The organism is Natrarchaeobaculum sulfurireducens (assembly GCF_003430825.1).
GTDB lineage: Archaea > Halobacteriota > Halobacteria > Halobacteriales > Natrialbaceae > Natrarchaeobaculum > Natrarchaeobaculum sulfurireducens.
Genome location: NZ_CP024047.1, coordinates 133422 through 145506, shown reverse-complemented (window position 1 = coordinate 145506; position 12085 = coordinate 133422). Strand labels below are relative to the sequence as shown.

Below are 12085 nucleotides of genomic sequence, written 5' to 3'. Positions count from 1 at the left end.
CTCGCTCGGCGCCTCCGTTCCCCCGTTTTCACAGTTGTCTGCCCGCCCCGCCGGAGGCGGTACGTATCCGGCACTTTCGATCCGTCGACCGAACCGGACGATACTCGAGGCTCGAGGACGGCCACGAGACACGTCTCCTCTGTTGGGACACCGCCACCGAACGCCGACACGCTCTCGAGGCTCGAGCACGACCTCTACGTATGGACGATGCGCTCCGGGCAGGCGTCGCCATCTACAACGACGGGTACTACCACGCGGCCCACGACGCCTGGGAGGACCGCTGGCTCGAACTCGAGGAGGACACCGACGACGAGCGGCTGCTCCACGGGCTGATCCAGTTCACCGCCGCCGTCTACCACGCTCGCGAGCGCAACTGGGACGGTGCCGTCGGGCTCGCCGAGAGCGCCAGCGAGTACCTCGAAGACCTCCCCGCCGAGTACCGGGAGGTCGACCTGCCGCCGGTACGGGCGTACCTCGAGGCGCTCGAGTCCGATCCGGAGCTGATCGAACGGCGTCGACCGATCGCGCTCGTCCACCATGGCGACGGTCCGACCGTCGCGGACCTCGAGTTCGGGCCGACGGCGATCGCAGCCGTCGTGCTCGCCGAGGAGCTGGGATACGACGAAAAGCCGATCGAGCAGGCACGGGGGTACGCGCGAGACGACCTCGAGGCAGGTGACGACGGCAGCCGGTTCATCACGCTGCTGTTCGACTTCGTCCGCGAAGACGACCACCGAGGGATCGTCTACCAGCGACTAACCGGCCACGTCGAGCGACGAAACGCGCGTGAAGAAGACGTCGAGGGACTGTTCTGAGCGGCCGCAGACTCGAGGAGGCAACGATCAGTCGTGCTCGGCCGAGTTATCCTGCGGTTCATAGCCCAGTGCTTCTCGAGCGCGGTCGATCGAGTAGTATTTTCGGTCGTTGTCGGAGATGCCGTAGACGATTTCGTACTCGTAGTCCGCCTCGATACAGCGATCGAAGAGGTGTGCACAGTCACGATAAGAGAGCCACATCGCTTGCCCGCGCTCGTAGTCGATCGGCGGGTGCCCCTTCGTGAGGTTCCCGATGCGGACGTTGACGACGGAGATGCCGTACTCGTCGTGGTAGTATCGGCCGAGGGTTTCGCCGGCGGCCTTCGAGACGCCGTAGAGGTTGCCCGGACGGGGGAGTTCCGTGCCATCGAGGCGGAACTCGTCGTGGACGCGGTACAGCCCGGGAGTGCGCTCGTCGGTCTCGAATGCGCCGACGGCGTGATTCGAGGAGGCGAACGCGACCTTTTCGACGTCTGCATCGACTGCGGCCTCGTAGATCGTCCGTGTGCCGTCGATGTTGTTCGTGAGGACGCTGTCCCAGGGCGCTTCCGGACGCGGATCGCCGGCGAGATGGATCACGACGTCGATACCGTCCATCGCGTCGCGAACGGACGTCTCGTCGGTGACGTCCGCGACGACGAACTCCCCAGGATACTCCTCCGTCGGCGGATCGCGATCGAGAAAGCGCCACTCGTGTTCGTGCGCGAGGCCACCGAGGATCGCATCGCCAACGCGCCCCGCAGCCCCCGTAAGCAGGACCGACTGTGCCATTCGTTTGGAGTCAGGAACAGGGGCGATAAGAACTATGCGATTCGGCCCCTGTAACTGCCCAGGCTGGATCGCAACGTCCATGGAGACGGACACGGAGAAAAGGACATGAGCGACCAGAGGACACCGAACGCGGCCGAGTCACTCTGTTTCGAGGCCGGAATCAAGTTCGGGACGCTGTACCACCAGTTTGCGGGGACACCGATCGCCAGCGAGAGCGCAACGAGTCTCGCAACTGCGATGGAAGAGTCGATCGAAAACCAGCCTCACTGCCAGGCGGTGACCGTCGAGATCCGCGAGGATGAACTCGAGCGCGCCATCGCGGACGGTGCGGCCGATTACGTGGAACTGACGGGTCGGTTCCTCGAGGTGGAGATCGTCGTCGAGGACGGCGATCTCGAGGTCGTCGCTCGGATGGAGATGGACGAAGGCTACCCGTTGATGCAAATCGAGACGGTTCGTGGTGGTCGAGAGGGCGCGTAACTCACACTGGCGGGAAGACGACGGCCCACAGGACGAACAGTACGGCGGCGACAGCCAGTGTCCACACGATGCCGTCTTGGGGGACGGGCTCGGACGGCTCGGACGCGAAAATGAGGGTGTATCCGCCGTAGCCGATCAAGGAGAGGCCACCGAGTGCCATCAGGACGGAACCAGGACCGACGGCTCCAGCCACGAGACTTGCGGTCCCTAGGACGACGAAGACGGCGCCAATAACGGCGAGCGACGCGAAATAGACGAGCGTTTTGCTCATAACAGGAACTAGTGGCGAGCATCGCTAAAGCGTTACCCTGTGGCTCCGGACGTACTCGTCACGGCCGACACCCTGGCCCGACTCGAGGTCGCGGAGAGAGCCACGGTTCGGTCCCGGTGGTCACACGGGAACTGTCTGCTAACCCTTTCGAAATCAGCCTGCCTTTTGCCCATTCTCACTGCTCTCGAGTGGAATTTCACTTTCACTTTCGGGCTACCTTTTAACCTCGCCGATCGTGAAGTGATACCTATGAGTCAAGCGACGTTCAGCGACGACGAACTGTTCGGCGAAGCGGCCAGCGAGATGCGAGCCGACGTCGAGTCCTCACTCGCCGATGCCTGGGACGCATTGCCGGGCGCAGACGACGTCTGGGAGAGCGACGCCGGGAACGTACTGGGCGTTCTCAACGGCCTCAACTCGGCGCTCGACGCTGGCGACGCCGAGGCCCACCTCCGTGACGCCAAGAAGTGGTTCACGATGGGACAGCGCGCCGAGGCCTTCGATGACGCCGAAGATCTAGAAGAAGAGATCGCCGATCTCGAGGAAACGATTACGACCGTCGCAGAGGCGAGCGAGCAGGTGAGCGAACTCACCACGACGATCCCGGAACTTCGTGGAACGCTCCAGGACGTGGGCGACGACGCGGACGACGCGGACGGCGAGGACGACTGATCGACCGCCGCGTTGCGACCGTCAGCCGATCGGCCAGCCACAGCCCACGGCCGCCCGTCGCTACCCTCGCTGGTCGGGTCGCGAGACGTCGCGTTCGGCGACCGCATCGACGAGACGTACAAGCGCGTCTGTCGCCAGGTCGTACAGCTCTGCGCCCCGGTCGGCCGATCCCTCTCCTGGGTCGCCGACCACTCCGTTTTCCGTGAACTCGGCCGAATCGTAGGCGAGGTTCGCGTGACTTACCCACTCGCCCCAGCCGTCGGCAGCGCCAGCGCGAGCCTCCTCGAGTCGGTCCTCGCGGACGAGGTCGGGCTCGAGATGAGCCAAGAGCGCCGTCTCGAGCGGCCCGCCGTGGCCCATGTCGCTCGAGTGGTCGCCGACGGCGTCGAACCAGGTGAATGGGACGGCGTAGGCGGTGCCGTCGCGGGTCAGGCGAGCGCCGACTTCTCTGAGCGCGGCGACGTTGCCGCCGTGGCCGTTGACGATGACGACGCGGTCGAGGCCGTGAGACGCGAGGCTCGCGATCGATTCGTGGACGTAGTTGCGGAACGTCTCGGCTGAGACCCACATCGTGCCCGGAAACTGGCGGTGTTCCTCGGCGACACCGATCGGGATCGTCGGCGCGCGGACGATCTCTCGGTCGCTTCGCTCCGTCGCCGCGTCGGCGATCGTTTCGGCCGTGATCACGTCCGTGCCGAGCGGGGCGTGCGGGCCGTGCTGTTCGGTGCTGCCGACCGGTACCAGTGCGAGGTCGGTCTCGCAGTCGGCGACGTCCGTCCAGGTGGCCGACCTGAGCTTCATAGGCACCTCGACGGTCGGTCAGTCCTTGTAAGCATCGCCAGGCGATCAGTGAAAGCCGCCTCGAGCAACCAGGACGGTGGCAAGCGAACAGCCAACGACGGCGAACCCGGCGAGGACGACGAAGACGGCGAGCGGCGAAGCGTAGGTGAGGACCGCCCCGACGACGGTAGCCCCCAGCGCACCGACGCCGAAGATGCCGAGGTAGGTGTAGCCAAAAGAGAGCCCCCGGGAGTCGGGTGGGGAGTACTTCGCGATCGTCGCCTGGGTGAGTGGCTGGAGAGCGAAGAGGACGAAACCAAGCGCAAGGCTCGCAGCAGCGAGTGTGAGCAGGCTTGCCTCGGCTGCCGGCACGTAGACGAGCGCGATCGCGACGAGGATGAAGAGGGCGATGGCGACGCCACGTTCGGGTGGCATTCGATCGGTGAGCTTTCCGCCGAGATACTGACCGCCGATCCCGACGGTCAACAGGCCGACGTAGACGTACTGTGCGAGGTCGAACTCCTCAGCGAACGGGCTGTCGGGGCCGAAGAACTCGAGGCCGACGTCGCCGAGCAACGCCGTGAGGAAGTCGTCGAGTAGCTCCGGGAGGAACGTGAGTACGCCCCGGTAGTAGAGGCCGTTGAACATGACGATCACGAAGACGAGCGCGAAACCGGCGGTGAACACGTGACGGGTGCCGCCGAGAAATGCCGCGAGCGAGTCGATCGACGACTCGTCGTCCACCTGGCTCGAGTCGATCGCCGCGGACTCATCGAAGTCGACGAGGAGGCCAGCAGCGGCGGCGACGAACGCGGGGATTGCGAGTGCAGTGACGACGAGCCGCCAGTCGAACGCGAGCAGCAACACCGCGGTCACGAGCGGGCCGAACGCGATACCGGCGTTGCCGGCCATCCCGTGATAGGCGAACGCCGTCCCGCGGACGTCGTCCCTGACGCCGTTGCTGATCAGGGCGAGTCCCGCCGGGTGATAGACGCTCGCAGCGATGCCCCAGACGCCGAGTGCGAGTGCAATCGTCACCACGTTCGGCGACAGCCCGAGCAAGACGAACGAGACGGCCATGCCGAGGAGACACCAGACGATCAGCGGCCGCGACCCGTACCGGTCGACCAGCAAGCCACCGGGCAGCGCGCCGACGCCGAACAGCCCGTAGCCGACGGTGACGACAGCACCGAGCACCGCCGCGGTGACCGAGAACTCGAGCAGCCAGATCGTCATCAGGATCGGGATCGAGAGCTCGTAGGTGTGGACGAGCCCGTGAGCGACCATCACGAATCCGGTGATCGACCGATCGTTCGCGTTCAGCGCGACCACCTCGAGCGCGTCCGATCCGCCCGTCGCCAGCAGGGGTAGTCCCCGAGCGGCGACCGGTTGTGTGACATGTCACCGACCCGTTTGGCCACCAGATTGACTCTTTCGGTTCGAGGGGGAGCCGACCCCGCGAGGGCAGGCCGAAGCGGTTCCGGCCGCGCCCGGCAACGGCGCGTATGACCGACGACAATCGCGAACGCGGCGTCGAACTGGGAGGCCTCGGTAGCCGACTCGAGTCAGCGGACTATCCGCTCGGCCACGACGAACTCCTCGAGGAGTACGGCGACGAGGAGATCGAGATGGAGGGAACCGAGATGACGCTCGAGGAACTCATCGGGCCGCTGGGCGAGGACGAGTACCGAGATTACGGCGAAGTCGAAGGGGCGATCATGAACATGGTCGGCGACGAGGCGATCGGACGGAAGAACTACAGCGATCGGACACCGCCCGCGGTGGGCGAACAGCGTCAGGATGAGGGTGCGCCCGACCAGGAAGGACAGGAAGAACGGGAGTCGTTCTAGGCTCGAGTCCGGGCAGCCGAGCTGCGATACCTCACTGCCGTCGAAATACCGGCCGGGTCGTGGTTGTACCCCTATATCGTTCTACCGTAGCGAATCAGTCGTCGTCGGTCGCGTCGATATCGACTTCCGTCCGCGCCTGCCGCCGCTGGGCACGCTCGATGAACTCCTGTGGGAGGTCGTCGATCTCGCCGGCCTGCACCCCCCAGAGGTGGGCGTAGAGGCCGTCTTCCTCGAGCAGTTCCGCGTGAGTCCCACGCTCGACGATCCGGCCGCCCTCGAGGACGAGGATCTGGTCTGCGTCCTTGATCGTCGAGAGCCGGTGGGCGATGGCGAACGTGGTCCGGTTCTCGGTCAGTTCGTCGATCGAGCGCTGGATGAGCATCTCGGTCTCGGTGTCGACGTCGCTCGTGGCCTCGTCTAACACGAGGATGTCGGGGTCTTTGAGCACCGCACGGGCGATGGCGACGCGCTGGCGCTGGCCACCCGAGAGTTTGACGCCGCGTTCGCCAACCATCGTGTCGTACCCCTCGGGCAGATTCTGGACGAAGTCGTGGGCCTCTGCAGCTTTTGCCGCGGCGACGATTTCCTCGCGGGAGGCGTCGAACGAGCCGTAGGCGATGTTCTCTTCGACGGTGCCGTAGAAGAGAAACGACTCCTGGCCGACGTAGCCCATCGAGCGACGCAGACTCGAGAGCGAGACGTCTCGGACGTCCCGGCCGTCGATGCAGATCGCTCCCTCGTCGACGTCGTAGAGTCGTAAGAGGAGCTTGAGAACGGTGGATTTGCCAGCGCCCGTCGGCCCGACGAGCGCAACCGTCTCGCCACCCTCCACCTCGAAGGAAATGTCGTCGATGACCAGATTTCCGGCGTCGATATCATAACTGAAACACACCTGGTCGTACTCGACGCGTCCCGCGCTGACTTCGAGCGCGTCGGCCTCGGCGTCGCGTTCGATCCGCCCCTCCTCGTCCATCAGGCCGAAGATACGCTCGCTCGAGGCTTCGGCACGCTGGTACATGTTGATCACCTGGCCGAACTGAGCCATCGGCCAGACGAGTTGCTGCGTATAGAGGATAAACGCGACGAACGTGCCGGTCTGGAGGGTACCGGTGAGCGGTCCGGGGGCCGTCTCCGTAAACACCCAGTAGCCGCCAACGACGAACGTGAGGACGAAGCCGATCCCGGAGATCAGTTGCAGTCCGGGGAAGAACTTGATTCGCAGCCAGATGGCCTCCCAGTTCGTGTCGTAATATTTCCGCGAGACGTCCTCGACGCGGCCGGACTCGAACGACTCGGTGTTCGAGGACTTGATGACGTTGATCCCGCCGAGGTTGTTCTCGAGTCGGGAGTTGACTTTCCCGACCGACGAGCGAACGGCCGCGTACTTCGGCTGGATCTTCTTCACGAAGAGATAGGTAAACGCCGCGATCAGCGGCACGGGCGCGAGCGAGACGATCGCGAGCTGGGGCTCGAGCCAGAACAACAAGAACGTAATTCCGACGACCATCACGACCAGCCGGGTCGCGGAGTTCATCCCCTCGTTCAGGAACCGCTCGAGCTGGTTGACGTCGTTCGAGAGCACCGACATCATCTCGCCGGTCTGTTTGTTCGCGAAAAACTCCATGTCGAGACGCTGCATCTTGTCGTAGGTGGCCGTCCGGACGTCGTGCTGGACGCTCTGTGAGAAGGCGTTGAATCCCCAGTTGCGTATCCAGTGAAAGATCGCCCCGAAAACGAACGAGGCCGCAATCGCCGCGACGACGAACCAGAACTGGCCATCCTGGGTCGCCGGCAACCACGCCTCCGGAAGCACCGACAATGGCACCTGCTCGGCGAACACGGCGTCGCCGAAGATCGCGTCGATCGCCACCGCGAGCAACAGCGCCGGCAACAGATCCAGCGCCCGCGCGAGCACGCTCGAGATGAGTCCGACCGACACCGAAAACCAGTAGGGACGGCCGTACTCGAAGATGAGTCGGCGCATTGGACTCTCGACGCGCTCGCGTTGCTCTTCGAACGGATCGTCTTTCTCCCAGTCGACGCCGTCCATCAAGTTCGCCTCCGGGAGCGTCGTAAATAAGTGTTCGTGACGAAGCAACACGGCCACAGATCGGGACGGGTCACTGGTACTCGATCTCGACGGCGTCCCCAGCGGCAATCCCCGTCTCGTTCGCGTAACCGCGTGGCACCTCGAGGACGTACTGTGCCTGTCCGGTGTACTCGAGATCATCGCCGTCCTCGCCGGGTTCGGGTGCGCGAGCGTGCTCGATCGCCGTGATTTCCCGCTCCGCATCGATGAAAATGATGTCGATGTCGAAGGCCATCTCGCGCATCACGTACGTCCGTTCGGCCTCGCTCGAGTGAACGAACAGCATCCCCTCGCCCTCGGCGAGCGACTCGTGTTCGCTCAGGCCGGTGTAACGCTCGCCCCAGGTGTCGGCGACCTCGGCATCGACGACGGCCTTCCGCTCGCCCGCGTCGTCGAGTACCCACACCTCGGCCCGATCCTCGCCCCACGGCGCTGAGACGAACCCTGCCTGGACGAAGAGAAGGCCGACGATCGAGATCACGACGAGGAGGAGAAGCCCCTTCCAGACCCGCTCGAGAACCATACGCAGACTGCGATGTGAGAAAGTAAAGGTTATTCGGACGGGGCCACTCAGTCGACGTACGGGCTCGTGGTCTAGTTGGTTATGACGCGGCCTTTACAAGGCCGAGGTCGGTGGTTCGAATCCGCCCGAGCCCACTTCCTGCTGTGAGCAACCCCGCGAGCAGCAGGTACGTGGACCGAAGACGGTTCGAACCAGACCAGTCGCAGCGGCCGAACGGAGTGAGGCCGACCGTCTGGACGAGGTTCGAATCCGCCCGAGCCCACACCGTCACTGAGTCGAGCCCCAAGACCCGTCTCGAGCAATGACTCGAGCGAGGGGCGTGATGACCGAATCGTCGAGACGATTCGTCGGCCCCAATCGGTCACTATCACGCCGACGCTTGCCACTGCACGGAGTAGTCAGTGCTTGAGTCGGGCGACGTTCTCCCTGATCTGGCTGAAAAATCCGTCGCCGGATTCAGCTTCGAGGGCCGCGTGTAGCGTCGAGTTTTCGGGTTCGTCGCGGACGACGACGCGGAGATAGGGCTCGAGTTGGCCGAAGTTATCGCCGAGGATGACAGTGTGGTTGTCCTCGTCGTGGTCGACGACGCCTGCATCGGCCAATTTCGGGACGTGACACTGGACCGACGAGACGTAGACGCTCTTGTACTCGTTTTGGGCCACCTCGTCGGGCGGGACGTCGTGTTCCCAGCCGGCGACGCGCTCGGCGAGTTTCGACAGTTCGATCGGCTCTTCACGGCCACGCAGTGCGTACAACAGGTATCGGCGGCGGCGGTTCGCAAGTAACTCGAGGATGGTGTCGGCCGAGAGTTCTTGCTCACCTTGGCTCGAGGTAAGTGCCCCCATAACACGATGTTACTCGCCAGCGCGGAAAAGGGTGTCTTGAATATCCGTAAATCCAACAGAGCACAGGCCACCGAACGCTACGCGAACTGTATCCATCCGTTACTCGGCTGTTGAGTCTTCGTATGCCCCACAACTGACGGGTCGTGACGTCTGAGCGATGCGTTCCGATTCGAAATCCTTTTTTATACCATGGACGGAGATGTAGGTGAGCCGCCTTAGCTCAGACTGGGAGAGCACTCGACTGAAGATCGAGCTGTCCCCGGTTCAAATCCGGGAGGCGGCACTTTTGTGACGAACAAGACGACGAGCGAAGCGAGTCGTTCGTGAGTCACAGACCTGCTCTCGAGCGGAGTTGAACCAGACGAGTTACAGTGCGTACAACGAAGGAGATGAGCGAGCACAACTGTCTCGGCGAGGTTCAAATTCGGGAGGTGGCATGGGGTTTCCACACGATCTCTATTCCAACGGGAGCGCTCGACCGACGGTCAAGCTGTCCCCGGTCCCGCTCGCTACGCTCTCGAGAAGTCGGGTACTGTGGACACGAAGCTGCCGAGAAGCGACCACTCCAGCAGGATGGCGATCGGATCGAGGGACGGTCTGTGAGCGAACGCTCCTAACACTGTCGGGCAGAACTACGGTGAGCGTTCGCCGCGTCCGTCCGGCGAATGCGCTTCAGTGACTTCTGTCCGACAGTATAACTCTCCCGAACGATCCAAGACGGTATTCTTTTTCGTCGTGCATTCGTCGGTGAAGTCACTGTGAAGAGGTTCGAGCTGCTCTGGGATTCGTCGGTCAACGAATCGGTTCGCGAGTTACTCGAGCCGTTCATCACCGCGCTTGCACTTCTCACTCACCTCGGAGACGGAGCAGTGTTGCTCGTTCTGGGCGTGCTCATCTACTGGTTCGGTGCCTTAGAGAGCCGGCGAGACCGAGCGTTCGTGATCGCTGTCGGGGTCGCGGCGCTGGCGCTCTCGGCCGGAATGAAAGGCGTCGTACAGCTCCCCCGACCGGAGGTAGCGTTCGCGCCGGCGGGATATCCGGGTTACTCGTTTCCGAGCGCCCACGCGATGGGGAGTGCAGCGTTTTACGGCGCTCTAGCAGTGACCATGGAGTGGGGAACGCGTCGGCGCCGTTATTTGCTGGCCGGGAGCGTAATCACGATCGTCGCGCTCTCGCGGGTAGTGATCGGCGTCCACTACCCCGGAGACGTCGTGGTCGGAGTGCTCTTCGGCCTCGGACTGGTCTGGATCGGCGTGTGGACCCGCAAGGAAGGGCTGTTCGAGCCCGGCCCGATGTTCGCACTCGCCGTCGTCATCGCCGGCCTGGCGGTGGTACTCGGTTCTCGCGTCTTCGTGAGCCTAACACTCGGGGCCTCGATCGGCGGGCTGATCGGCTGGCACTACGTCAAAGACCGACCGGCCACACAGAGCGGTGCCGCAGTCCTCGTACTCGGGGTCGTCGCCGTCGTCGGTATCGCGTCGCTTCGCGTCGTCTCTTTCCAGCTCGGCCTGACAGCACCCGGTGGGACGATCAGTCCCGTCGTATTTCTCGCCGAGGTCGTCGGATACGCCGTGCTGACCGTCGCGGTATTGGTCCTCCCGTGGCTTGCAATCGCCGTCGAAGATAGCCCGGTCGTCAGACAGCTCCAGTCTCGGCTCCCGTTCGCCAATCGAACGATCGACGGAGCTCCGGACGACGACTGAGTATCGGACATGAACGGCTGCAACCACGGGTTGTGCCCGTCACCGAGGATCGATCAACCCGCTTCAGGGGGGAGCGGATCAGCCAGTGTCAACGCAATGGTGGCGACGCCGCCGACGAGGATCGTGAACCAGTACGTCGCAAACCGATAGAGGATCGCAACGGCGAGTGCAACGGCACTACTCATCGGGGAAAGAACGATCAGGACGCCGGCCAAGGCAGCCTCGACTCCGCCCAGGCCACCGGGAGTGGGAACCAGAAATCCGACCTTGCTGAGTGCGACGGCCGCCATCGCAACGGCGAACGTGACCGGCGATCCGACTGCTGCGGCCGACGCGTAGAGCGCACCCGCGAACGCGAGCCAACCTGCGTGTGCATAGCCGAGCGCGATGACCATCGCCCGACGATCGTGAGAGACGACATCGAGAGTCCCGTAGAATCCCTCGAATCGACTGATGACGTTTTCACGACGGAACTGGCTGGCTTTTTGTGGCGCAATACGCTCGAGGACGGGTCGAATCGCGGACGCGAGATACACGATCGCTTCGAGCAGCAGTTCCCGACGGAACAGGACGACGGCGACGAACGCGACGACGGCAACGACGAGCGCAGCGACGACCGGGGCGTGTTGCTCGAGGGGAATCGGAGGGGCATCCACGAAGAAGACGTACCCCAGCGCGATCGAACCGAACGTGTAGTACGGGACGTAGTTGAGGAAATCTGCACTCGCGACCGCAGCGAGCGCTTCCTCGTATGCCGAATCGTAGTATCGGCTAACGACTGCAGCGACGCCGACGCCGGAGGTTACCTGGCCATACGGCGCCACGTACTTTGCGAACATCGCGGTGAGAAACAGGCCGCCGACGAGCCAGTACGGTCGCGGTCGGTCGACGACTGACAGCATTCGGTGCCACACTAGGGTGCGACAGAGAAGACAAGCGAGCGTCGCAACGAACGCCAGGGCATAGATTCGAACGGTGGCACGCCCGAGTGCCGCAAACACGGCCTCCCACCCGACCACGGCGACGAACAGAACGAGCAACAGCAGGGAAATTACCAACGCAACGGCGGCTTGTTTCTTCATCAGTCGTCTATTCGTCTTCCGATTCTATTCACTTGAATGGGCAGGTCTACGGCGACATCCGCGTTTCTCCCGTTGGTCTCCTCGAAGTCAGACAAATGCGAGCGTCTCTCGCGGTTCGAATGCCGATGTCACCTCGGTTCTCCGTGACAGCGTAGGTACGACGAGTCCCCCTCGAACTGGTGCGAGAGCAAGTATAGTAGCCAC

General features: G+C 63.5%; 13 protein-coding genes and 2 tRNA genes. 7 read left to right on the top strand and 8 right to left on the bottom strand.

Translation table 11 applies throughout. The annotated features are described in order from the left end of the window. Positions 1-200 precede the first annotated feature (200 nt). Complete coding sequence (locus tag AArc1_RS01890) at positions 201-815, top strand: DUF309 domain-containing protein (RefSeq protein WP_117362666.1); 615 nt, start codon at positions 201-203, stop codon at positions 813-815. 27 nt (positions 816-842) lie between these two features. On the opposite strand, the gene azf is transcribed toward AArc1_RS01890, so the two are convergent. Continuing rightward, the gene (azf, locus tag AArc1_RS01885) at positions 843-1586 is read right to left on the bottom strand and encodes an NAD-dependent glucose-6-phosphate dehydrogenase Azf (protein ID WP_117362665.1); all 744 of its coding nucleotides are present in this window, start codon (positions 1584-1586) and stop codon (positions 843-845) included. A 105-nt stretch (positions 1587-1691) separates the two neighbouring features. On the opposite strand from azf, the gene AArc1_RS01880 reads away from it, so the two are divergent. Further along, positions 1692-2066: a dihydroneopterin aldolase family protein gene (locus AArc1_RS01880; RefSeq protein ID WP_117362664.1), complete on the top strand. Its 375-nt coding sequence runs from the start codon at positions 1692-1694 to the stop codon at positions 2064-2066. 1 nt (position 2067) lies between these two features. On the opposite strand, the gene AArc1_RS01875 is transcribed toward AArc1_RS01880, so the two are convergent. After that, positions 2068-2337 carry a hypothetical protein gene (locus tag AArc1_RS01875; RefSeq protein WP_117362663.1) on the bottom strand — a complete coding sequence of 90 codons (270 nt, stop codon included), beginning with the start codon at positions 2335-2337 and terminating at the stop codon, positions 2068-2070. Between the two features lie 249 nt (positions 2338-2586). On the opposite strand from AArc1_RS01875, the gene AArc1_RS01870 reads away from it, so the two are divergent. Continuing rightward, the gene (locus AArc1_RS01870) at positions 2587-3009 is read left to right on the top strand and encodes a DUF5790 family protein (protein WP_117362662.1); all 423 of its coding nucleotides are present in this window, start codon (positions 2587-2589) and stop codon (positions 3007-3009) included. Between the two features lie 60 nt (positions 3010-3069). Here the strand turns inward: AArc1_RS01870 and AArc1_RS01865 are convergent, their stop codons facing one another. Beyond that, a complete protein-coding gene (locus tag AArc1_RS01865; RefSeq protein WP_117362661.1) occupies positions 3070-3810 on the bottom strand; it encodes a creatininase family protein in 741 nt (246 codons plus the stop codon). Positions 3811-3855: 45 nt separating this feature from the next. Beyond that, positions 3856-5112 carry an MFS transporter gene (locus tag AArc1_RS01860; RefSeq protein WP_394341277.1) on the bottom strand — a complete coding sequence of 419 codons (1257 nt, stop codon included), beginning with the start codon at positions 5110-5112 and terminating at the stop codon, positions 3856-3858. A 182-nt stretch (positions 5113-5294) separates the two neighbouring features. Here AArc1_RS01860 and AArc1_RS01855 point away from each other — a divergent pair, with 182 nt between their 5' ends. Further along, the gene (locus tag AArc1_RS01855) at positions 5295-5639 is read left to right on the top strand and encodes a DUF5789 family protein (RefSeq protein WP_117362660.1); all 345 of its coding nucleotides are present in this window, start codon (positions 5295-5297) and stop codon (positions 5637-5639) included. A gap of 94 nt (positions 5640-5733) precedes the next feature. On the opposite strand, the gene AArc1_RS01850 is transcribed toward AArc1_RS01855, so the two are convergent. Both AArc1_RS01850 and AArc1_RS01845 read right to left on the bottom strand, forming a co-directional pair. Further along, the gene (locus tag AArc1_RS01850; protein ID WP_117362659.1) at positions 5734-7689 is read right to left on the bottom strand and encodes an ABC transporter ATP-binding protein; all 1956 of its coding nucleotides are present in this window, start codon (positions 7687-7689) and stop codon (positions 5734-5736) included. Positions 7690-7759: 70 nt separating this feature from the next. Next, a complete protein-coding gene (locus tag AArc1_RS01845; protein WP_117362658.1) occupies positions 7760-8251 on the bottom strand; it encodes a DUF192 domain-containing protein in 492 nt (163 codons plus the stop codon). Between the two features lie 60 nt (positions 8252-8311). Between AArc1_RS01845 and AArc1_RS01840 the strand changes: the two genes are divergently transcribed. Next, positions 8312-8385, top strand: a tRNA-Val gene (locus tag AArc1_RS01840). 264 nt (positions 8386-8649) lie between these two features. Here the strand turns inward: AArc1_RS01840 and AArc1_RS01835 are convergent. Beyond that, positions 8650-9096 (bottom strand): DUF7344 domain-containing protein, encoded by a 447-nt coding sequence (locus AArc1_RS01835; RefSeq protein ID WP_117362657.1) that lies wholly within the window; start codon positions 9094-9096, stop codon positions 8650-8652. A gap of 209 nt (positions 9097-9305) precedes the next feature. On the opposite strand from AArc1_RS01835, the gene AArc1_RS01830 reads away from it, so the two are divergent. Together AArc1_RS01830 and AArc1_RS01825 are read left to right on the top strand one after the other, a co-directional pair. Then, a tRNA-Phe gene (locus AArc1_RS01830) sits at positions 9306-9379 on the top strand. A gap of 475 nt (positions 9380-9854) precedes the next feature. Further along, complete coding sequence (locus tag AArc1_RS01825) at positions 9855-10799, top strand: phosphatase PAP2 family protein (RefSeq protein WP_117362656.1); 945 nt, start codon at positions 9855-9857, stop codon at positions 10797-10799. A 53-nt stretch (positions 10800-10852) separates the two neighbouring features. Here the strand turns inward: AArc1_RS01825 and AArc1_RS01820 are convergent, their stop codons facing one another. Next, positions 10853-11881, bottom strand: coding sequence for a lysylphosphatidylglycerol synthase transmembrane domain-containing protein (locus AArc1_RS01820; RefSeq protein WP_117362655.1), 1029 nt, complete (start codon positions 11879-11881; stop codon positions 10853-10855). Positions 11882-12085 lie beyond the last annotated feature (204 nt).

Coding starts and splice junctions, on each gene's coding strand:
- AArc1_RS01875 (WP_117362663.1), bottom strand. CDS start 2,337: ATGAGCAAAACGCTCGTCTATTTCGCGTCGCTCGCCGTTATTGGCGCC.
- AArc1_RS01855 (WP_117362660.1), top strand. CDS start 5,295: ATGACCGACGACAATCGCGAACGCGGCGTCGAACTGGGAGGCCTCGGT.
- AArc1_RS01820 (WP_117362655.1), bottom strand. CDS start 11,881: ATGAAGAAACAAGCCGCCGTTGCGTTGGTAATTTCCCTGCTGTTGCTC.
- AArc1_RS01865 (WP_117362661.1), bottom strand. CDS start 3,810: ATGAAGCTCAGGTCGGCCACCTGGACGGACGTCGCCGACTGCGAGACC.
- AArc1_RS01890 (WP_117362666.1), top strand. CDS start 201: ATGGACGATGCGCTCCGGGCAGGCGTCGCCATCTACAACGACGGGTAC.
- AArc1_RS01850 (WP_117362659.1), bottom strand. CDS start 7,689: ATGGACGGCGTCGACTGGGAGAAAGACGATCCGTTCGAAGAGCAACGC.
- azf (WP_117362665.1), bottom strand. CDS start 1,586: ATGGCACAGTCGGTCCTGCTTACGGGGGCTGCGGGGCGCGTTGGCGAT.
- AArc1_RS01835 (WP_117362657.1), bottom strand. CDS start 9,096: ATGGGGGCACTTACCTCGAGCCAAGGTGAGCAAGAACTCTCGGCCGAC.
- AArc1_RS01880 (WP_117362664.1), top strand. CDS start 1,692: ATGAGCGACCAGAGGACACCGAACGCGGCCGAGTCACTCTGTTTCGAG.
- AArc1_RS01845 (WP_117362658.1), bottom strand. CDS start 8,251: ATGGTTCTCGAGCGGGTCTGGAAGGGGCTTCTCCTCCTCGTCGTGATC.
- AArc1_RS01870 (WP_117362662.1), top strand. CDS start 2,587: ATGAGTCAAGCGACGTTCAGCGACGACGAACTGTTCGGCGAAGCGGCC.